The 20,572-nt window shown below is 74.3% G+C and carries 19 protein-coding genes and 1 tRNA gene; 7 read left to right on the forward strand and 13 right to left on the reverse strand.

What is annotated here, in order from left to right:
• Positions 1–78: 78 nt before the first annotated feature.
• The 8 genes from Q0858_RS21285 to Q0858_RS21320 all read right to left on the reverse strand — a co-directional run bounded on the left by Q0858_RS21285 (position 79) and on the right by Q0858_RS21320 (position 9,955).
• Complete coding sequence (locus tag Q0858_RS21285; RefSeq protein WP_299058380.1) at positions 79–564, reverse strand: sarcosine oxidase subunit gamma family protein; 486 nt, start codon at positions 562–564, stop codon at positions 79–81.
• Positions 551–3,127, reverse strand: a complete 2,577-nt coding sequence (locus Q0858_RS21290; protein WP_299058382.1) for a 2Fe-2S iron-sulfur cluster-binding protein — start codon at positions 3,125–3,127, stop codon at positions 551–553. Before Q0858_RS21290 ends, Q0858_RS21285 begins: the two co-directional genes overlap by 14 nt.
• Positions 3,124–3,366, reverse strand: a complete 243-nt coding sequence (locus Q0858_RS21295) for a sarcosine oxidase subunit delta (protein WP_299058384.1) — start codon at positions 3,364–3,366, stop codon at positions 3,124–3,126. The genes Q0858_RS21290 and Q0858_RS21295 overlap by 4 nt, the downstream gene beginning before the upstream one ends.
• A gap of 116 nt (positions 3,367–3,482) precedes the next feature.
• On the reverse strand, positions 3,483–4,712 hold the full coding sequence (locus Q0858_RS21300; RefSeq protein WP_299058386.1) for a sarcosine oxidase subunit beta family protein: 1,230 nt from the start codon (positions 4,710–4,712) through the stop codon (positions 3,483–3,485).
• Positions 4,712–7,141, reverse strand: a complete 2,430-nt coding sequence (locus Q0858_RS21305) for an FAD-dependent oxidoreductase (protein ID WP_299058388.1) — start codon at positions 7,139–7,141, stop codon at positions 4,712–4,714. The genes Q0858_RS21300 and Q0858_RS21305 overlap by 1 nt, the downstream gene beginning before the upstream one ends.
• Positions 7,138–8,382: an aromatic ring-hydroxylating dioxygenase subunit alpha gene (locus Q0858_RS21310; RefSeq protein ID WP_299058390.1), complete on the reverse strand. Its 1,245-nt coding sequence runs from the start codon at positions 8,380–8,382 to the stop codon at positions 7,138–7,140. Before Q0858_RS21310 ends, Q0858_RS21305 begins: the two co-directional genes overlap by 4 nt.
• Positions 8,379–9,587, reverse strand: a complete 1,209-nt coding sequence (locus Q0858_RS21315; protein WP_299058392.1) for an NAD(P)/FAD-dependent oxidoreductase — start codon at positions 9,585–9,587, stop codon at positions 8,379–8,381. Before Q0858_RS21315 ends, Q0858_RS21310 begins: the two co-directional genes overlap by 4 nt.
• The gene (locus Q0858_RS21320) at positions 9,584–9,955 is read right to left on the reverse strand and encodes a bifunctional 3-phenylpropionate/cinnamic acid dioxygenase ferredoxin subunit (RefSeq protein WP_299058393.1); all 372 of its coding nucleotides are present in this window, start codon (positions 9,953–9,955) and stop codon (positions 9,584–9,586) included. The genes Q0858_RS21315 and Q0858_RS21320 overlap by 4 nt, the downstream gene beginning before the upstream one ends.
• A gap of 204 nt (positions 9,956–10,159) precedes the next feature.
• Here Q0858_RS21320 and Q0858_RS21325 point away from each other — a divergent pair, with 204 nt between their 5' ends.
• Positions 10,160–10,936 carry an IclR family transcriptional regulator gene (locus Q0858_RS21325; RefSeq protein WP_299058394.1) on the forward strand — a complete coding sequence of 259 codons (777 nt, stop codon included), beginning with the start codon at positions 10,160–10,162 and terminating at the stop codon, positions 10,934–10,936.
• A 16-nt stretch (positions 10,937–10,952) separates the two neighbouring features.
• Here Q0858_RS21325 and Q0858_RS21330 read toward each other — a convergent pair whose 3' ends face one another.
• The gene (locus Q0858_RS21330) at positions 10,953–11,243 is read right to left on the reverse strand and encodes a hypothetical protein (RefSeq protein ID WP_299058396.1); all 291 of its coding nucleotides are present in this window, start codon (positions 11,241–11,243) and stop codon (positions 10,953–10,955) included.
• A 145-nt stretch (positions 11,244–11,388) separates the two neighbouring features.
• On the opposite strand from Q0858_RS21330, the gene Q0858_RS21335 reads away from it, so the two are divergent.
• Positions 11,389–11,461: transfer RNA gene (locus tag Q0858_RS21335), tRNA-Lys, on the forward strand.
• Between the two features lie 61 nt (positions 11,462–11,522).
• On the opposite strand, the gene Q0858_RS21340 is transcribed toward Q0858_RS21335, so the two are convergent.
• From Q0858_RS21340 to Q0858_RS21350, 3 genes are read right to left on the reverse strand one after another with little or no spacing between them, the layout of a single operon-like run.
• Complete coding sequence (locus Q0858_RS21340; protein ID WP_299058398.1) at positions 11,523–12,878, reverse strand: FGGY-family carbohydrate kinase; 1,356 nt, start codon at positions 12,876–12,878, stop codon at positions 11,523–11,525.
• A gap of 8 nt (positions 12,879–12,886) precedes the next feature.
• Positions 12,887–14,365, reverse strand: coding sequence for an FAD-binding oxidoreductase (locus Q0858_RS21345; RefSeq protein WP_299058400.1), 1,479 nt, complete (start codon positions 14,363–14,365; stop codon positions 12,887–12,889).
• A gap of 50 nt (positions 14,366–14,415) precedes the next feature.
• The gene (locus Q0858_RS21350) at positions 14,416–15,186 is read right to left on the reverse strand and encodes an SDR family oxidoreductase (RefSeq protein WP_299058402.1); all 771 of its coding nucleotides are present in this window, start codon (positions 15,184–15,186) and stop codon (positions 14,416–14,418) included.
• A gap of 67 nt (positions 15,187–15,253) precedes the next feature.
• On the opposite strand from Q0858_RS21350, the gene Q0858_RS21355 reads away from it, so the two are divergent.
• The 5 genes from Q0858_RS21355 to Q0858_RS21375 all read left to right on the forward strand — a co-directional run bounded on the left by Q0858_RS21355 (position 15,254) and on the right by Q0858_RS21375 (position 18,931).
• Entirely contained in the window at positions 15,254–15,607 is a 354-nt protein-coding gene (locus tag Q0858_RS21355) for a VOC family protein (protein ID WP_299058404.1), read from the forward strand.
• A gap of 98 nt (positions 15,608–15,705) precedes the next feature.
• Positions 15,706–16,305 carry a TetR family transcriptional regulator gene (locus Q0858_RS21360; protein ID WP_299058406.1) on the forward strand — a complete coding sequence of 200 codons (600 nt, stop codon included), beginning with the start codon at positions 15,706–15,708 and terminating at the stop codon, positions 16,303–16,305.
• Positions 16,302–17,858, forward strand: coding sequence for an MFS transporter (locus Q0858_RS21365; RefSeq protein WP_299058407.1), 1,557 nt, complete (start codon positions 16,302–16,304; stop codon positions 17,856–17,858). The genes Q0858_RS21360 and Q0858_RS21365 overlap by 4 nt, the downstream gene beginning before the upstream one ends.
• An 86-nt stretch (positions 17,859–17,944) precedes the next feature.
• Positions 17,945–18,283 carry an HU family DNA-binding protein gene (locus tag Q0858_RS21370; RefSeq protein ID WP_299058408.1) on the forward strand — a complete coding sequence of 113 codons (339 nt, stop codon included), beginning with the start codon at positions 17,945–17,947 and terminating at the stop codon, positions 18,281–18,283.
• A 147-nt stretch (positions 18,284–18,430) separates the two neighbouring features.
• Positions 18,431–18,931, forward strand: coding sequence for a hypothetical protein (locus tag Q0858_RS21375; protein WP_299058410.1), 501 nt, complete (start codon positions 18,431–18,433; stop codon positions 18,929–18,931).
• On the opposite strand, the gene Q0858_RS21380 is transcribed toward Q0858_RS21375, so the two are convergent.
• Entirely contained in the window at positions 18,876–20,228 is a 1,353-nt protein-coding gene (locus tag Q0858_RS21380; protein WP_299058412.1) for a YibE/F family protein, read from the reverse strand. The genes Q0858_RS21375 and Q0858_RS21380 overlap by 56 nt on opposite strands.
• Between the last annotated feature and the right edge of the window lie 344 nt (positions 20,229–20,572).

Below are 20,572 nucleotides of genomic sequence, written 5' to 3' on the forward strand. Positions count from 1 at the left end.
TCGGGCCGACTCGACGTCGTACGGCGGTGCGTTCGGGCCGACTCGACGTCGTACGGCGGTGCGTTCGGGCCGACTCGGCTACACGTACGGCGTCGCGGCGTCCGTGAGCCAGGCGGCGAGGTGGCGGGCGTACGACGCGCGGACGTAGCAGCGCCAGCCGTCCTCGGCGACACGACCGAGCACGACCTGGCAGCCGGCGAGCACGCCCTGGACGGCACCGCCGACGGCGACGACCCCGAGGTCGACGGGGCAGCCGTGGGCGAGCACCGTGAGCGCGTGCTCGCCGGTGAGCACGAGGGTGGTGCGCTGGCCCGAGACGTCGACGCCGCCGACCTCGGCCGCCAGCGGCGCCTCGAGTGCGACCGTGGCGGGCGGCGGGCCGTCGACGAGCCACCAGCCGGGTCCGAGGCCCCACACGTGGTCGCCCGCCTCCGGGCGCTCGCCGCGGACCTCGACCAGCGAGCGGAACGGCTCCTCACGCATCGCCAGCGCCGCGGAGTCCAGCCCGAAGGCGGAGCCCACCAGCGGGGAGCGACGGAGGTCCAGCAGGTCAGATCCCGTCACGGCGGGCCCCCTCCGGGTCGTAGCTGACCGGCGCGGTCACCCGCACCGGGGTCGGCACGAGGTCGTCGACGGCGTCGAGGACCTCCCCGATCCGGTCCCGGCCCCCGTCGAGCAGCGCGAGGGCGAACGGGCCAGCCACGCCGGCGGCGTACGCGCTGGTGACGTGGCCGAGCATCGGCACCGGGGTGGCGGACAGGTCGGCGCCGTGGGCGACGAGCTGCGACCCCTCGGCGATCCGGCTCGCGCCGTCGAGCGGCGCGAGGCCGACGAGGTGGCGGCGGTCGGGGCGCTGCGCGTCCTCGCGGGCGTGCGAGCGCTTGCCGACGTAGTCGACCTTCTTCTTCGACAGCGCCCAGCCGAGGCCGAGGTCGGCCGGGGTGACGGTGCCGTCGGTGTCCTGCCCGACGATCGGGAACGCCTTCTCGGCGCGGAGCACGTGCATCGTCTCGGTGCCGTACGGCGTGATCCCGTACGGCGCGCCCGCCTGCGCGACGGCGTCCCACAGCGCGGCGCCGTACCAGGCCGGGACGGAGACCTCAAAGGCCAGCTCACCGGAGAACGACACCCGCGCGAGCCGGGCGGGCATGCCCGCGACCACGGCCTCGCGGTGGGTCATGAAGGCGAAGCCCTCGGCGCTGACGTCCTCGTCGGGCGCGAGCACGGCGACGACGTCGCGGGACGACGGCCCGGCGATCGCGACCGTCGACCAGTGGTCGGTCTGCGAGGTGCAGGCGACGTCGAGGTGGGGCCACTCGGTGAGCAGCCACTCCTCGAGGGTGTCGAGGACGGCGGCCGCGTTGCCGGTCGTGGTCGACATCAGCCAGTCGGTCTCACTCAGCCGCATCGTCGTGCCGTCGTCGATCACCATGCCGTCGGGGCCGCACATGACGCCGTACCGGACCTTGCCGACGGCGAGCGTCGAGAACAGGTTCGTGTAGACCATGTCGAGCAGCACGCCGACGTCCGCACCGCGCAGGTGGATGGCGCCCAGGGTCGAGGCGTCCATCATCCCGACGCCGGTGCGCACGGCACGGCACTCGCGGACGACGGCCTCGTCCAGGCTCTCGTCGACGCTCGGGAAGGCGTAGGGCCGCTTCCACTGCCCGACGTCCTCCATCGGCGCGTGGGCGACGCGGTCGTGGATCGGGGTGACGCGGACCGGGTCGGACAGGACGCCGCGGTTGCGGGCGGCGAGCAGACCGAACGGGACGGGGACCAGCGGCGGACGGGCGCCGGTGGCGCCGACGCGACCGAGGGGCTCGCCCAGCAGCTCGGCGAGCACGCCTGCGGTGAGCACGCCGGAGCAGCGGCCCTGGTCGGCGCCGGTGCCGATGGTCGTGTGGCGCTTGACGTGCTCGACGCTGCGCAGCCCGGCCTCCACCGCGTGGCGGACGTCGGCGAGCGTGGCGTCGCGGTGGCTGTCCAGGTAGGTCTCGGCGGCCTGCTCGTCGGTCAGGTCGGCGGCGCAGAACCACGCCGCGGGGGCCCGCTCGGCGGTCGACCCGGACCACGCCCACGAGAAGCGACCGCCCTGCGGCGGTGCGTCGGGGACGAAGCCGGCGACCTCGTCGGACCAGCGGGTGGTGCCGCCGGCGTGGGTCCACAGGCGGGTCTCGGGGGTGACGGCGCCGCTGACGGCAAGGAGGTCCGCGTCGTACCAACCGGCCGTGGTGTGGACGGCGGTGAGGCGCTCGCCCCCCTCCGTGCCGGTGACGACGTCGCCGTCACGGACGTCCAGCACCGCGACGACCTCGACGCCGGCCGCGGCGAGCGTGGCCGCGGCGGCGTGGCCGCCGTCGTGGGCGGTCCACACGACCGCGCGGGAGCCGGGCCGGACGCCGTAGCGCTCGACGTACGACGCGGCGGCGCGGGCCAGCATCACGCCGGGCCGGTCGTTGCCGGGGAACGCCATCGGGCGCTCCTCGGAGCCGGTCGCGAGCACGACGCGGCCGGCCTGGACCTGCAGCAGCCGGCGGGCGCCGCCGCCCTCCGCGGAGTCCAGTCGCTGGACCGCGACGAGCCGGCCGTGGGCGTGCGCCCCGACGACAACGGTGTCGGGCACGCACCGCGCACCGTCGATCACCGGGGCGACGGGGGCGTCGTCCAGCAGGAGCACCCGGCCCTCCCCCGCCTCGACGGCGGCGCGGGCCGCGGCGACGCCCGCGGACCCGCCGCCGACGACCACGACCTCGGCGTGGAGGTGCAGGACGTCGTACCGGGTCTCGTCCGTGTGGGGCAGGAGCCGTCCACGGCCGGCGAGGCGCTCGACGACCAGGCCGTCGTGCACGGGCTGGGTGGTGGCCTGGACCATCGGCTCGCCGGTGCCGGAGGTGACCTGGACCCAGGCGTTCGGCTCCTCGCGGCCGATGCCGACCAGCCCGCGGGGACGACCGGTGTAGATGCCGGCGCCGACGACGTCCAGGCCGCCGGCGAGCATCGCGGACGCCAGCGTGTCCCCGACGTACGCCGCGAGCTCGACGCCGTCCACGGTGACGGTGACGGGGCGGGAGCGGTCGACCCGGGTGCCGCCGTCGGGGAGCCTGCTGCTCGTGGGGCCGGTCATGCGCGCACCTCGTCGCTCACGGTGTGACGGTCGATCGTGAACCACTGCCGGCACGCCGAGACGTGGCACCAGCGCTCGGTGAACCAGTCGGCGGGGTCGGCGCGGACGAAGAGGTACTCCGCCCACGCGACGTCGTCCAGCGCGGCGGGCTCGGCCGGGTAGTCGACCCCGGCCTCACCGCCGTAGTGGAACTCGGTCTCGTCTCGCTCCCCGCAGTGGGGGCAGGGGATCCTCAGCACGTCCTGGTCCTTCCGGTCCTGCCGACTCGAGCCTGTGGGAGTGCGCAGATGTGCCGACTCGAGGTGTTTTTCGTGCGCATGTGTGCCGACTCGGCGATCTGGTCGGGTCGGCGGGGTCAGTGGGCCACGGCGGCGGCGCCGTGCTCGTCGATGAGGCGGCCGGTGGTGAACCGCTCGAGGGCGTACGGCGCCACGAGGTCGTGGGCGCGGCCGTGGGCGACGGAGTCGGCGAACACGTCGCCGATGCCGGGGGTGGCCTTGAAGCCGCCGGTCCCCCAGCCGCAATTGATCCACACGTTGTCGCCGGCCGCATCGAGCGGTCCAACGATCGGCGAGGCGTCGGGGGTGACGTCGACGATCCCGGCCCAGGTGCGCAGCACGTGGGCGCGGGCGAAGATCGGGAACAGCTCCACCGCGGCCGCCATCTGCTCCTCCACGACGTGGAACGACCCGCGTCGGCCGTAGCCGATGTGGGGGTCGACGCCGGCGCCCATGACGAGCTCGCCCTTGTGGGCCTGGCTCACGTAGACGTGGACGGCGTTGCTCATCACGACGGTGTCCAGCACCTGCTCGAGCAGCTCGGAGACGAGCGCCTGCAGCGGGTGGGACTGCACCGGCAGACGCACGCCGAGCTTCTCGGCGAGCACCGCGGAGTGCCCGGCCGCGCACAGCACGACCGTCCCCGCGGAGATCTCGCCGCGCGTCGTCGACACCGAGGTGACCCGCCCGCCCGTCTGGGTGAAGCCGGTGACCTCGCAGTCGGAGACCAGGTCCACGCCCAGCTCGTACGCCGCCCGCGCGTAGCCCCAGGCGACGTAGTCGTGCTTGGCGATCCCGGCCCGCGGCTGGAACGTCGCGCCGTGCACCGGGTGCCGGGGCCGCTCGCTCACGTCGAGCACCGGGGCCAGCTTGCCGACCTCGGCCGGGGTGAGCCAGTGGGCGTCGATGCCGTTGAGCTGGTTGGCGTTGACCCGCCGCTTGCCCTCGCGGACGTCGGACAGGTTGTGCGCCAGGTTCAGCACGCCGCGCTGGTCGAACATCACCGTCGTGCCGAGCCGCTCCTCGAGCGTCTCCCACAGGCCGAGCGCGTGCTCGTAGATGCCGGCGGAGGCGTCCCAGAGGTAGTTCGAGCGGATGATGGTGGTGTTGCGCGCCATGTTGCCGCCGGCGAGCCAGCCCTTCTCCACGACCGCGACGTTGGTGATGCCGTGGTCGGCCGCGAGGTGGTACGCCGTCGCGAGGCCGTGCCCTCCGCCCCCGACGATGACGACGTCGTAGGCCTTCCTCGGCTCGGCGTCCTTCCAGAGCCTCGGCGGGTGCTCGGGCAGCCGGGGTGCGGGCTTCATCAGGAGTTCCTCACACTCGTCATGTCGGCGTCGTACAGGGGCTCGGCGGTGACGGTGTAGGGCAGCGCCTCGCCGAAGGAGCCGACCGCGAGCTCGGTGCCGACCTCGGCCAGGTGGGGCGGCACCCACGCGTAGGCGATCGCCTTCCCGACGCTGAAGCCCCAGGCACCGATGGTCGTGTAGCCGACGCACTCCCCGTCGGCGAGGACGGGCTCGTGCCCGAGGACGACGGACGACGGCTCGGGCGAGGTGAGGCAGACGAGCCGCTGGCGGGGCTCCCCGATCACCTCGGGCGCCGGACCGCGCCCGCCGCGGACGGCCCACGCGAGGCCGGCCTCCTCGGCGGTGTGGTCGACGGTCATCTCCGAGCCGTAGGCCCGGTAGCCCTTCTCCAGGCGCATCGAGGTGAACGCCGTGCGGCCGGCGGCGACGATGCCGTGCTCGCGGCCCGCCTGCATCAGCGTGTCCCACAGCCGACGACCCAGGTCGGCGGAGCAGGACAGCTCCCAGCCCAGCTCCCCGACGTACGAGACCCGCAGGGCGGTCACGGGCACCATCCCGACGTGCGCCTCGGTGCCGCGGAAGTAGCCCAGCGCCTCGTTGCTCCAGTCGTCGCCGCTGACGGACTCGATCACCGCGCGCGCCTTCGGACCCCACAGGCCGACGCAGCAGGTGCCGGGCGTCAGGTCGGTGACCGTCACGTCGTCGGGCGCGAGACGGGAGAGCATGTCCACGTCGCGGGGGCCGTTGACGCCGAGCAGGAACCGGTCCCGGCCGTACGACGGCGCCAGCCGCGCGACGGTCACGTCCGACAGGACGCGGCCGCGCCCGTCGAGCATCAGGCAGTACGTGACCCGGCCCACCGGCGTGTCCATCTTCGCGGTGACCAGGCCCTGGAGGAACGCGACCGCACCGCGGCCCGAGACCTCCACGCGGGTCAGCGACGACAGGTCGTGCAGGGCCACGCCCTCGCGGGTCGCGCGGACCTCGGCGCCGGCGATCGGCGACCAGTAGCGCGCGGCCCACTCCCCCGGCCGGACGGCCTCGTCGGCCTCGGTGACCAGGGACGCGTTGGCGCCGTACCAGAGCGGCCGCTCCCAGCCGGACGCCGACTCGCAGACCGCGTCGAGCTCGCGCTGGCGGTCGGAGAACGGCGGCAGGCGCAGCGGTCGCGGGTCGTCCATCGACTGGTGCGGGTGGATGATGTCGTAGACCTCGACGAAGCCCTGCTGGCCCCGCGCCGAGACGTACGCCGGCCCGTCGCCGTGGGGCGGGAAGCGGTGCAGGTCGGCGCCCGCCGGGTCGATGGTGGAGACGCCGTCGACGAGCAGCTCGGCGACCATCCGGCCGACGCCCGCGGAGTGGGTGACCCAGACCGCCTCGGCGACCCAGAAGCCGGGCACGTCGCGGCTCTCGCCGACCAGCGGCCCACCGTCGGTGGTGAAGGAGAACATCCCGTTGATGCCGTGCGCGACCTCGACCTCGCGCAGGCCGGGCAGCAGCTCCTGGGAGGCCTTCCACGGCCCCTCGAAGTCAGCGGGCGTCCACGGCCGGACCGACGGCATGACCGCGCCGCCCCAGCCCTCGAACTCCTCGACCGAGACCGGCATCGGCCGGTGGGCGTAGGAGCCGATCATCTGCGTCTCGCCGGCGTCGCGGTAGTACAGGTCCTCGCCCTGGTGACGCAGGATCGGGCGCAGCGCCTCGGTCGTCTGGCCGGCCTGCGCGGGCAGCGGCGTCGTCGTCGCGAGCTGGTGCTCCAGCGGGACCAGCGGCAGCCGCATCCCGGCCATCGCGGCGACCTTCTGGCCCCAGATGCCGGCGCAGCAGACGACGACGTCGGCGTCGACCGTGCCCTCGGTGGTCTCCACGCCGGTGACGCGACCGTCCTCGCCGCGCAGCAGGCCCGTGACCTCCACTCCGCCCCGGAGCGTGGCGCCGCGGGACTCCGCGCGGCGGGTCTGCGCGTCGACCGCGCGAATGGCCTTCGCCAGCCCGTCGCCGGGCGTGTACAGCCCGCCGAGGACGGCGTCCGGGTCGAGAAGGTCGTGCAGCCGCACGCACTCGGCGGCGTCCACCACGCGCGCCTCGATGCCGTGGGACGCGAGCCACCCGGCGCGGCGGTGGAGCTCGGCGAGCCGCTCCGGCGTGGTGGCGACCTCGAGCCCGCCGACGGGCAGGAAGCAGGGCCCCTCGTCGGTGGACAGGGTGTTCAGCTTGTCCACCGTGTACGCCGCGAGGTCGGTCATCATCCGCGACCCGCTGGCCCGGAACACCAGGCCCGGGGCGTGGGTCGTCGACCCGCCCGGCGTGGGGATGGGGCCTGCGTCGAGGACGGTGACGTCCGTCCAGCCGCGCTCCGTCAGCTCGTCGGCGACGGCGGCGCCGACGACGCCCGCGCCGATGACGACCACTCTCGGACCGGTCATGACTGTCCCTCCACGCGGTCCCGCACCCATGCGTGGAACGCCTCGATGTGGTGCTCCGACGGCACGAGGACCCCGCCGTCGGCGTACAGGCGCGAGCCCATGGCGGGCTGGCACCGCTCGCAGGCCTCGAAGTCCTGCGCGTTGACCCGGTGGAACAGCTCGACGGATGCGTCCAGCCGGGCCGCCATCGCCGGGTCGGCGTCGTCGCCGGTGGCGGCCTCGACCACACCGGGGGCGTAGAGCCAGTCGCACTCGACGACCGTGCGGTCGGGGCCCATCGGGTACATCCGGTGCCAGATCACGTGGTCGGGCACGAGGTTGACGAACACCTGCGGACGGACCGTGACCGCGTAGTAGCGGCGGTCCTGGTCGTCGGTCATCCCGGGCAGCGGGTCGAAGCCGGGCGTGCCGTCGACGGTGAACCCGGCGACCTCCTCGCCGAACTCGGCGCCGTGGCCGACGTAGTACTGCGCGGCGAGACCGTCGGCGAACTCCGGGAGCACCTCGGTGAGCTCCGGGTGGATCGTCGCGCAGTGGTAGCACTCCATGAAGTTCTCGACGATGAGCTTCCAGTTCGCCGCGACGTCGTAGGTGATGCGGCGACCGACCTTCAGCGAGCCCACGTCGTACGCCGCGAGCGGCTCGAGGCTGCCGAGGCGCTCGGCGAGGTCGGCCTCGACGGTGTCGGCGAACGACGGCGGCTCCTCGCCGGCGAGCGGCGCGAGGCTGACCCACACGTAGCCGAGCCAGGAGTGGACGGCGACCCGCTTGAGGCCGAACTCGACGCGGTCGACGTCCGGCATCGAGGTCAGGTTCGGGGCGGCGACGAGCTTGCCCTCGAAGTCGTAGGTCCAGGCGTGGTACGGGCACTGGAAGTTCCGCCGCTTCTCGCCGGCGTCCTCGGTGCAGATCCGCGCGCCGCGGTGGCGGCACACGTTGAGGAACGCGCGGACCTCGCCCCGGCGGGTGCGGGTCAGCAGGACCGACTCCCGCCCGACCGTGACGGTGCGGAACGAGCCGGCGTTCGGCAGGTCGTCCTCCCGGACGGCGCAGAACCAGTCGCGCTCGAAGATCTCCTCGCACTCGGCGGCGAACCACGCGGGGTCGACGTACGTGCGGCCGGGCAGGGTCGGCAGCAGGCTGGACGGGGTGACCCCGCGGGCGCGCTGCTCGTCGGTGGTGGTGACGGGCGGCTCGCCGTGCTCCAGCCCGGGGTCCAGTCCCTCGTCCAGGGTCGTCACGCGGCGACGCTCGCGACACCCAGGCTGCGCTTCCAGCGGTTGAACAGCTTGGGCTGGCCCATGCCGAGGACGGCGACCGGGACGTGCCCGCGCCAGTAGACGGCGAGCGCGTCCCCGCCCTCGAGGCTGCCCGCCTCGACGGTGAGCACCTCGTCGCCGGTGCGACGACCCGCGAACTGCAGGCGGACGCCGTACTGGTCGCTCCAGAAGTACGGCGCCGCGGTGGTGACGACCGGCGCGAGACCCAGGAGGGAGGCCGCGACGGTGCGGGGCCTCACGAGCGCGTCGTTCCAGTGCTCGGTGCGGTGGTGGGCCGCACGGTCGCCGTCCCACCAGGCCGAGCAGTCGCCGACGGCCCAGACCCCGGGGACGGCGGTCGCGCCGTCCGCGTCGGCCGCGACGGCGCCCGCGTCGGTCAGCGGCACGCCGGTGCCGACGAGCCAGTCGGTCGCGGGGACGGAGCCGATGCCCGCGACCACGACGTCGGCGGGCAGGTGCGTGCCGTCGTCGAGCAGGACGCCGTCCACCTGGGTGGCGCCGGTCAGGCCGGCGACGGGCACGCCGCAGTAGAGGGGGGTGCCGTGGGCCGCGTGCAGCCCGGCGACCGCGGCGCCGACCTCGGCGCCGAGGGGGCCGGCCAGCGGCGTGGTGGAGGCCTCGACCAGCGACACGTCGACGCCGAGCTTCGACGCCGTCGCCGCGATCTCCGCGCCGACGAAGCCGGCGCCGACGAGCACCAGGCGGCTGCCGGGCACGAGCTCGGCGCGCAGGGCGAGGGCGTCGTCCAGGGTCCGCAGGGTGTGGACGCCGGCCAGGTCGCCGCCGAGGTGGGCGGGCAGGCGGCGCGCACGGGCGCCGGTGGCGAGCACGACCGCGTCGGCGACCAGCACCGTCCCGTCGTCGAGGGTGACGCAGTGGGTCGCGGCGACGCCCGGGGCGCCGAGCCCGACGTCGAGACCCACGGCGCGGTGGCCGACGAGCCAGGTGGCGGCGAGGTCGGTGTCGTCGGCGTCCTCGAGCGCGAGGTCCTCGGCGGCGAGGGTGCCGTCGAGGAAGCCCTTCGACAGCGGGGGCCGGTCGTAGGGGCGGTGCTGCTCGTCGCCGACGATCGTGAGCGCTCCGTCGTACCCGGCGTCGCGCAGGGCGCGGGCGGTCGCGTGACCGGCGAGCGAGGCGCCGACCACGACCACGTGGCGGGGGCTCATGCCGTCACCCCCGAGGCGACCGCGGTCGAGCCCGCGACCCCGGGCGGCAGGTTCGGCGCGTCCGTCGACAGCTCGGCCCACACCTGGCCGTCGACGACCTGCGCGGCGTGGGTGCGGACACCCCGCTTGGCGGGCGGCTGGTCGACCGCCCCGGTGCGCAGGTCGAACCGCGACTCGTGCAGCGGGCACTCCACCCAGCAGCCCTCGAGGTAGCCGTCGGCCAGGGAGGCGTCCTGGTGGGTGCAGGTGTCGTCGACGACGTAGACCTCGTCGTCGTCGGTGCGGAAGACGGCGACCGGCGGGGAGGTGGTGGTGACCCTCAACCCCTCGCCGGGGACGACGTCGTCGAGTGCGCACAAGTGGTGCATGGGCTCTCCCGGGATCGTGCTGACTTACCCGAAGCCTGGGTCCCGCGAAGGGGCCGTGTCAATCACCCTTGCCTGGGAAACATGGATGAAATCTCCCGTTTCCAGCGCGGACCTCAAGATCCCCTCAAAACCCGTGCTGACCTGCAAGAACTGTCGGTGGACAAGCGTTTGATCCGTTCCGCTCAGTGCAACTACAGTTGCAGCATGCGAAACACCGGCGAGAGCTCCGGACCGGCCCCCGGCGTCATCGACCGCGCCGCCCAGCTGCTGGGGCTCGTGGTCCGCGCCGAGCAGGGCCCGACCTTCACCCAGCTCGTCGACGAGACGGGCATGACGCGGGCGACCGTGTCGCGCACGATGGCCGCGCTGGTCCGCAACGACCTGGTCGAGCGCACCGAGGCGGGCAACTTCCGGGGCGGCCCGCTGTTCGTCGAGTACGCCGCCCGCTTCGACCGCACCGAGGCGCTCATGGCGCAGGCCCGGCCGCTGATGCAGTCGCTCATGCAGCGCACCCAGGAGACCGTCCACCTCGCCGTCCCGTTCGGCGACACGGTGACGATCGTCGAGCAGGTCGACGGCCCCCACATCGTCGGCGCGGTGAGCTGGGTCGGGTACGACGTCCCCCCGCACTGCTCGGCGCTCGGCAAGGTGCTGATCGCGTGGAACGTCGTCCGCTTCCCGTTCGGCCGCCTCGAGAACCGCACGCCGCGGACGCTGTCCACCCACGCGGCGCTGCGCGACCACCTGGAGCTGTGCCGCGACCGCGGCTACGCCACCACCGTCAGCGAGCTCGAGGAGGACCTCGACGGGGTCGCCGTCCCCGTCCGCGGCAGCGGCGAGCGGGTCGTCGCCGCGCTCGGCGTCTCGGGGCCGTCGTACCGCTTCGGCGACCGGCTCGACGAGGTCGCCGACCTGCTCGAGGCCGCGGCCGACGACCTGCACCGGGCGCTGGTGCGCCAGGCGCGGCGCACACGGGGCTGAACCGTCGAGCCGGCCCTCAGCCGGGCCCGGGCCGGCCCGCCGGGCCACCCTCCGCCAGCTCCCTGACGGCGCGGTGCTCGCGGAACGTCGTCCGTGCGTGCTCCTCGACCTCGGCGTGCCGGCCGGCGCGAGCCGCCGCCTCGGCGAGGAAGGCGGCGTCGTCCGCGGCGAAGGCGTGCCTGCCCAGCTCGCCCGGCGACCCGTCCCAGGCCGCGGTCGCCATCCGCAGCGCCTGGTCGGCCCGGAGACGAGCCGCGCGCGCCCAGAACGCGCTGGCGACGGTGCGGGGGCCAAAAGATCTGGGCACAGATCTTTCATATCCCGTTCTCAGTCCGCGCGCACACCGGACCGGGAAATCGCACGTAGTGAACGCTGTGGTCGTTGCGGTCACCGGCCCCTCACCACGCTCCGTGACGGCTACGGCGCCCGTCTAGGCTCAGCGGGCACCACCGGGGCCTCTAGCTCAACTGGCAGAGCAGCGGACTTTTAATCCGCGGGTTGTGGGTTCGATCCCCACGGGGCCCACTCACCTCGCCGAGGAGCGCAGGGACGTGTGTCGATCTGCTGTCGCCCGGGCGACAGCGAATCACCGCAGTTCCCGCAGCACGGTGTCGAGCCCGTCGACGAGCGCCGCGTGCCGCACCCGCACGTCGGCGTACGCCGCGACCCAGGTGGGGTCGGGGGCGACCGGGTCGTCGAGGTGCACCATCGCGTCGACGGCCGCGGTCCACGAGGGGTGCAGGCCGACGCCGACGGCTGCGGCGAGCGCAGCGCCGAGACCGGCGGCGGACGGCGCCACGGGCGCGCGGACGGGCCGGTCGAGGCAGGCCGCGACCATCGCCAGCACCAGCGGGGAGCGACCCCCACCTCCCGAGACGACGACCGACGGCACGGCGAGGCCGACCTCGTCCGCCATCGAGCGCGCGTGACCCGTCACGGTGAGCACCAGGCCCTCCAGCACCGCCCGGTAGAGGTGCGCGGGCCCGTGGCGGCCGTCGAAGCCGACGAACGCGCCGCGCCGCCACGGGGCGTCGGGAGGAGCGAGCCAGTCCGGCACGCACAGCAGTCCGTCGGCGCCGACCGGCAGCGCGGCGGCAGCCTCCCCCAGCGCGACCTCGTCCCCGGCACGCCCGTCGCCCGCGACGTGGTGGCCGACCAGGTCGCGGACCCAGGACACCGTCCACATGCCGCGACGGACGCCGGTGCTCTCGAGCAGCACCTCCCCCGGCACAGCGGCCGGGTTCGTCCAGTACGACGCGCCGGTCTCGGCCACGCCCTCCGCCGGTGACCGCGGACCCACCGCCATCGACGCCACGAAGGTGCCGAGCGAGACCAGCAGCGGACCCGGCTCGAGCAGGCCGCACCCCAGCGCCTCGACGGCCTTGTCGTTGGCGGTGGCGACCACGGGAACGCCGGCCGGGAGACCGGTCGCGGCGGCGGCGTCCGCGGTGACGGCGCCGAGCACCTCCCCCGGCTCGACGAGGTCGTCCGCGCGCGGCTGCCACAGCGCGTACGCCGCCGACGAGTCGCGGACGACGCCCGTCAGCCTGGCCGTCAGGTACGCCGAGGAGGCCACGACGTGCGCCGTGTCGCCGGGTGGGTCGTCGGCGCGGCGGGTGTCCATCCACGACCGGACCGGGGCCGCGAGCGAGCCGTCCGCGCGGAGCAGGGCGATGCAGAAGCGGATCCCGCACAGCCCGACCGCCCGCACCTCCCCGACGCGGGGTCCCAGCGCTGCCATGGCCTCCGAGCAGGCCGCGGCGAGCGCGTCCCACAGCGAGTCCCCGGGGTGCTCGACCTGCCCCGGCGCGGGCGACACGCTCGCAGCCAGGGGCCGCTGCGCCGAGGCGACGACGGCCCCCGCGAGGTCGTGGACGACGACCTTCGCGCTCTGCGAGCCGAGGTCGATCCCGACGACCAGGCCGGGGTCGGAGCGGTCCACCAGGGTCCCTAGAGGTCGCTGCCGAGCGGGAAGATCGTGCCGGCGTTCATGGTCCCGTGCGGGTCGAACGTCCGCTTCAGGCCGGCGAGGATCGGGTAGGCGGTGCCGTGCTCCTCGCGGGTCCACCCGGTGCGGTACTTGCCGATGCCGTGGTGGTGCACCATCGACCCGCCCACGGCGAGCGCCTCCTCGACCACGATCGCGTTCAGCGGCCGGTGGTAGAGGTCGATCTCCTCGCGCGGCTCGCAGGAGATGTCGTAGTCGTAGACGAAGTAGAGGTTCGTCCCGGTCTGGTAGCTGTGCGAGGAGTGCGCGCCGAGCATCGTGAGGTCGCCGGCGCGCGGGAACTCCTCGCGGACACGACGCATGACTCCTGCGTACAGCGCGGGCACGGCCGACCAGCTCGCCGACACCTCGGTGGTGTAGCCGAGATGGGCCTCGCTCAGCATCGCGGCCTTCTCCGCCTCGATCTTGTCCGGCCCCCAGTTCAGGTTGCCGAACCACTCCTCGACCAGGCCGGGGTCGACCGGTGTGACGTCGTACGACGCCACGACGTCGTCGATGCCGCCGGCGGTGGCCTCGACCAGGCGGCGCGGCCCCTCGGCGACGAGCACGACGACGCTGGTGCGCTCCGCGTCGAAGCCCGGGAGGTGGCTGAAGTGCTGCTGGGCGTCACCCGGCGAGTAGGCACGGGCGACGGAGGGCCGGTAGCCGGCGACGACGACGTCGCGGAGGATCTCCACCCCGGTGGCGAAGTCGTCGATGAGGTAGCCACGGTGGTCCATCGCCTCCGGGGCGGTGAAGACCTTCACGGTGACCTCGGTGATCACGCACAGCGCCCCCTCGTTGCCGATGACGACGTGGCGCAGGTCGGGCCCGGCGGCGCGACGGGGCACGTTCTTGATCCGCGAGACGGTGCCGTCGGGGAACACCGCCTCGAGGCCGACGACCATGTCCTCGATGCCGCCGTACAGGGTGGAGAGCTGGCCGATCGACCGCGTGGCGACCAGGCCGCCCATCTGCGCGAGCGGCCTCGACTGCGGCGAGTGGCCGGTGGTCAGGCCCTGCGCGCGGAGCTCGTCCTCGAGCCGCTGGAGACCGACGCCGCACTGCACGGTCGCCTGCATGTCCACGGGGTCGACGGCGAGGATCGCGTCCATCGCGGAGCAGTCCAGGACGATCGAGTCCGCGACCACCGTCTCCAGGCCCCCCTCGGTGGCGGTGCCGCCGGTGCGGGGGACGACGTTGAGGCCGTGCGCGTCGGCGTACACGAGCACCGCGCGGACGTCGTCGGTGGAGCGGGCGCGCACGATCGCGGCGGGGAACGGTCCGTCGAAGATGCCGTGGACGGCGGTGTACTTCTTGAAGCGGTCGACGCTCGCGGCGCGGATCGCGTCGGGGTCGGTCCCGACCTGCGCCTCGCCGACGAGGCCGACCAGGTCGGCGACGATGCCGGCGGTGGCGGGGGTGGTGAGCTCTGCGGTCACGGGGGACTCCTGGTCTGGGTTCTGAGGGGTGCAGAGGGGTTCAGCGGGATTCAGCGGACGAGGTAGCCGCCGTCGACGGTCAGCACGTGACCGTTGACGTAGTCCGAGGCGCGGCTGGCGAGGAAGACGACCGCGCCCATGAGGTCCTCGGGCTCACCCCAGCGTCCCGCGGGCACGTGGTCGACGACCACCCGGCTGGCCTCGGGGTCGGCGCGGCGCGCGGCGGTCATGGCCGTGGCCATGTAGCCGGGGGCGATGGCGTTGACGCAGATGCCGTCGGCGCCGAGCTCGTCGGCGTACGCCTTGGTGAGACCGGCGATGCCGTGCTTCGTGGCGGCGTACGCCGGGGAGCCCTGGCCCCCCAGGAAGCTGAACAGCGAGGCCACGTTGACGATCTTCCCGCCGCCCTGGGCCCGCATCACGGGCACGCACTCGTGGGCGAGCTCGAAGGCGGCGGTGAGGTTGAGGGCGACCATCGCGTCCCACCGGTCACGCCCGAACGACTCCACGTCGGCGACCAGGCTGATCCCCGCCGAGTTCACGAGCACGTCGAGGCGTCCGTACGTCGTCAGGCAGCGCTCGACGACCCGGCGCGGCGCGCCGGGGGCCGTGAGGTCGACGACCAGCTCGTCGTACGCCGACCCGCGGGCCTCGACGAGCGCGCGGGTCTCGCCGCCGTCGTCCGCCACCGTGGGCACGAGGACGTCGGCGCCGGCCGCGGCCAGCGCGAGGGTGAAGGCCCGGCCCAGGCCGCCGTTGCCACCGGTGACCACCGCGACGCGCCCGGCCAGGGAGAACGCGTCGAGCGAGAACTGCTCCACGGCACCGCACACTAGGGCCATTCGCCGTCCGCGATGAGTCGGGTCCGCTCGGCGGGTCGGCACCCGTATGACGTTCACCGGAGTGATGGCCAACCTGACCGTGACCGATCTCGACCGCAGCCGGGCCTGGTACGCCGCCGTCGTCGGGCGCGAGCCCGACGACTCCCCGATGGAAGGGCTGCTCGCCTGGTACCTGGGCGACGACCCGACCGCCCCGACCGGCCTCCAGGTCCACCGGGAGCCGGAGAGGGCCGGACGCGGCGGCGTCGTCCTCCACACCGAGGACCTCGTTGGCACCCTCACGCGTCTCGACGCCGCCGGCGTCGCCCACGACGAGCCGTTCGACGCGACCCACACCCAGGTCATGGTGATGGCCGACCCCGACGGCAACCGGGTCGTCGTGACCGCGCCCTTCGCCTGAGGCCCGCCCGGCGCGCGCTCGGCCGGCGAGTGGACCAGGCGCGAGGCGATGTGGTTCCATATGAGACATCAATGTCTCATATGGAACGAGAGTGACCCATGTCCACCCGTGAGCAGCTGCTCGACGCCGCGCTGCGCACCCTGAACGCGGACCCGACCGCGAGCCTCGCCGACATCGCCGAGGCCGCCGGGGTCGGCCGCGCGACGCTGCACCGTCACGTCGCCGGCCGCGACGAGCTCGTCCGCGAGCTCGGCGCCCGGTCCCTCGACCGCTGGGAGCAGACGCAGGACGCCAGCGGCATGGCGGACGCCATCGCCGACGGCGGCGCCGGGGCCCTGACCGACTGCCTGCGCGCGATGTTCCCGCGCCTGGTCGTCGACGCCGAGGACTACGGCTTCGCGCTCACCGACGGCTTCCTGATGTGCGAGGCCGACCTCGTGGCCCGCAGCGCCGAGCTGGAGGCCCGCGAGGTCGAGCTGTGGCGCAGCGCCCAGGCCGCGGGCGTCGTACGGCGCGACCTGCCGGCGCGCTGGTTCCTCCACGCCGGCTACGGGCTGCTCGTCGCGGCCCGCGACGCCCTGCGCGCCGGGGACGTCGCCCGCCGCGACGTCGCCGACCTCGTGCTCGACACCCTGCTCCACGGCATCACCAGCACGGACACCACCGACACCACCACCCCGAAGGGAGGGGCCCGATGACCATCCTCCAGCCACCCACCCACCAGCCGTCGCCGGCGCAGGCCCACCCCCGCCGGTGGGCCGGCCTCGCCGTCCTGTCGGCCAGCCTGCTGCTGGTCGTCATGGACGTGACGATCCTCAACGTCGCCCTGCCTGCGATCACCGCGGACCTGCGCCCGGACTCGGTGCAGCAGCTGTGGATGGTCGACGTCTACCCGCTGATCCTCGCCGGCCTGCTGGTCACCGTGAGCGCCCTCGGCGACCGCTGGGGCCGCAAGAGGATGCTGCTGTCCGGCTTCGCCGTCTTCGGCCTGGCCTCCACCCTCGTCCTGCTCGCGGACTCGCCCGAGGCCGTCATCGCGGTCCGCGCCCTGCTGGGTGTCGGCGGCGCGATGATCATGCCGTCGACGCTGTCGATGATCCGCACGCTGTTCGCCGACCCCCGCGAACGGGCCACCGCGCTCGGCGTGTGGGGGGCGATGGCCGCCGTCGGGGGCGCGCTCGGCCCGATCGTGGGCGGCGCGCTGCTGGAGTTCTTCGACTGGCACGCCGCCTTCCTGGTCAACGTGCCCGTCATGGCCGTGGCGCTCGTCGCCGGCCTGGTGCTGCTGCCCGAGGGGCGCTCCGCGCGCCCGCCGCGCATCGACGCCGTCGCCACCGTCCTGTCCGTGGTCGGCATGGTGGCCCTGGTCTACGCCATCAAGAACGGCGGCAAGGACGGCCTGGGCCTCGACGTCCTGCTCACCGGGGCCGTCGCCGTGGCCGCGCTGACGACGTTCGTCCGCCGCTGCCTCGCCGCCGACGACCCGATGCTGGAGGTCCGGCTGTTCCGCGGCCGGGCGTTCACCGCGGGCGTCCTCGCCGCGCTGGCCTCCGCCATCGCGATGGCCGCGATGCTGCTGCTCGGCGCGCAGTGGCTGCAGCTGGTGCAGGGCTTCTCGCCGCTGCAGACCGGCCTGGCGCTGCTGCCGATGGCCGTCGGCGGGGTCCTCGGCTCACCGTTCGCCCCCGCGGTCGCCCAGCGGGTCGGCGCCCGCACCGTGCTCGCCGGCGGGCTGCTGGTCGGCGGCCTCGGCTTCGTGCTGCTGTACGCCGCCCCCGCGCCGCTCAGCTACCCGTGGCTCGCCGCCGGACTGACCCTCGTCGGCATCGGCATGGCGTCCCTCGCGGTCGCCTCCGCCGTGATCATGGCCGGCGCCCCCAGCCACCAGGCGGGCAGCGCCGCGGCGGTCGAGGAGTCGGCGTACGAGATCGGCAGCGTGCTCGGGGTCGCCGTCCTCGGCAGCCTCGCCGCGGCGGTCTACCGCTCCGGGCTGCAGACCGACGACCTCGCGGCCCGCGGGGTCGACCCGGAGGCGGCCTCCGCCGCCCGGGAGTCCCTCGGTGGGGCGCTCGAGGTGGCCGGCGACGCCCCCGCCGCCACCGGGGGCTGGCTGGCCGACGCCGCGACGGCGTCGTTCACCTCCTCGCTCGCCGACTTCGGCCTCGTCGGCGGGGTCATGATGATCGCCACCGCGGCCGTCGTCTGGTGGCTCACCCCGGCCGACCTCGACCTCGCCGAGGCGCACCACTGAGGACGCCGCCCGCGTGGGCACGGGAGGTGCCGAACCTCCTCCTTTACCCACGAAACGCCCCCGCAGCGGGCCGTGCGCGGCAGCGGATGGCTAGGGTGCGGGGGAAACCCCGGTTGCCCCGCGCGACCACCACCGACGAGAGTGAGCACATGAACAAGAAGGAACTGAGCGACGCCATCGCGTCCAGCACCGACCTGAACGGCTCGCAGGCCACCGCCGCGCTCGACGCCGCCGTCGAGACGATCAGCGCCGCCCTGAAGAAGGGCGACAAGGTCACGATCGCGGGCTTCGGCACCTTCGAGACGCGTCAGCGCTCCGCCCGCACGGGCCGCAACCCCCAGACCGGCGAGACGATGCAGATCGCCGCGAGCACCACCCCGGCCTTCAAGCCGGCCGCCGGCCTGAAGCGCGCCGTCGACAACTGAGCGACACCCTGAGCGACACCTTGTGCGGGAACTGAGCCACCGGCTCACCTCGCACGACACGGAGGTCCGCCCCGCCCGACACCTCGGGTGGGGCGGACCTTCGTCGTTCCCGCCCCTCGGGGGCCCCCGCCGCCGTACCGTGTGGGCATGTCGATCTCGGACGACACCACGACGACGGGCGTGGGCTCGGACCCCCCTGTCGAGACCGGGTTGCTGGCGGTCCACCGCTTCGCCCGGCCCGCCGGCATCCGGCGGCTGCAAGCGGTGACGGTGGCCTGCACCGTCGTCCTCACGGCGTTCCTCGGCCTCTGGGCGCGCCTCGACGAGCGGGCCCTCGCGGGCCTGCCGATCCTCCTCCTCGGCCTCACCGTCGCCCTGACGCTCGTCTGGTTCGGGAAGCCGCCCAGCGACGTCCGCGTCGAGTACGGCACGCTCGTCGTCACCACCGGCGACCGCGAGCTGCGCCTCGACGTCGCCGGCGTCGAGCTCGACGTGGTCGGCTCCCCCGGTCAGCGGGGCTGGCGGGTGCGCTTCCGACGACCCGGACGCCGCTCGCTGGTGATCGACTCCTCGATGGTCGACCCGCTCGAGTTCACGCAGGTGATGGGTCGCTGGCGTCCGGACCTGGTGCGTCCCGACCTGCCCTGACCGCGGAGCGTCGTCCACCGCGCGGCCGCTCGGGCCGCACCGTGAGCACGGCGATCCCGGTGGTCACCGGCACCGCCAGCACCAGCCCGATCGCGGAGGCGAGGGTGCGCACGATCTCCTCGGCGACCACCTCGTCGGTCAGCACCTCCGACAGCGGCCGCTCGTAGAGCGACGTCAGCATCAGCACCGCGAGCGCGGTGCCGACGTAGACGAAGACGATCGTGTAGATCGTCGAGGCGATGTGGTCGCGCCCGATCCGCATGCCGCTGGCGAACAGCCGACCCCGGGACAGCTCGGGGGCCGCGGCGCGGAGCTCCCAGACCGCCGAGGACTGCGTGATCGTCACGTCGTTGAGCACGCCGAGGCCGGCGATGATGATCGCCGAGGTGAGCAGGCCCTGGTAGTCCAGCCCCTCGGCGTACAGCAGCAGGAGCTCGCCGGTGTCGTCGGAGATGCCGGACAGCCGCGCGGAGTCGACCCCCCACAGCGCGATGCCGGTGGTGATCGCGATGCCGACGAGGGTGCCCGCCAGCGCCGTGCTCGTGCGGACCGACAGCCCGTGCGCGAGGTACAGGACGACGTACATGATCACCGAGGAGCCGACGAGCGCCACCGCGAGGCCGTTCTCGCCCGCGAGCAGGGCCGGGAGCATGAAGTAGGCGACGACCAGCCCGGCGAACCCCAGCCCGATCATCGCCAGGACCCCGCGGAGCCGCGCGACGACCGCGACGACCAGCAGGAACGCGATCCCCAGCACGAGCAGCGGCGGGTCGCGCTCCACCTTCGACCAGCCGTACGACGAGTCGCCGTCCGGGCTGAGCCCGGAGCCGGTCGTGGGCTCGCCCTGGCTGGCGGCCCCGCCCGGCGTGGGGATGCGGATCAGCTGCACCTCGTCGCCGGGTCCGAGCCCGGAGCGGGTGACGTACGGCGGCACCTGCAGCGACACCTCGTCGTCCGCCCCGTCGCCGTCGGTGACGGTCACCTCGAGGACGTTGCAGCCCTCCGGGAACGGCTCGTCGGCGCCGTCCTCGCCGGTGGGCGGCGGGGCGTTGGGGTCGGAGCGCAGCACCGGGCACGGCTCCCCCACCGAGCGCACCTCGGCGGTCGGGAACGTGACGCCCTGCTCGGCGAACTCGACGGGGTCCGGCGCGTCGTCGGCGGACGGCCAGAGGACGAACACCCCCACCACCGCGACCAGCCCGGCCAGCACCAGCGAGGCGACCAGGACGGTCCGGGCGAACCCGGTGACCTGGACGTCGGCGTCGACCGAGCTCCCGTGCGCGTGCGACCCACCCATGGGCGCCGATCCTCGCACTGACGCCCGCGGCCGGACGCCGAGGCTCCGGAGATCGAGGTGCGAGGCCGCCCGCGGCCGAGCCACGAGATCGCGGCACAGGACCCCGGGTCCCTCACCGGGTCTCGTGGCTCCTCGCCAGGGCTCGGAGCACCTCGACCACCGGGTGACGCCCAACCGCAGCCCGAGGTGGTCGCCGCCGGAGATCGAGGTGCGAGGCCGCCCGCGGCCGAGCCACGAGATCGCGGCACAGGACCCCGAGTCCCTCACCGGGTCTCGTGGCTCCTCGCCAGGGCTCGGAGCACCTCGACCACCGGGTGACGCCCAACCGCAGCCCGAGGTGGTCG

The organism is uncultured Nocardioides sp. (genome assembly GCF_947489365.1).
Classification (GTDB): Bacteria; Actinomycetota; Actinomycetes; order Propionibacteriales; family Nocardioidaceae; genus Nocardioides.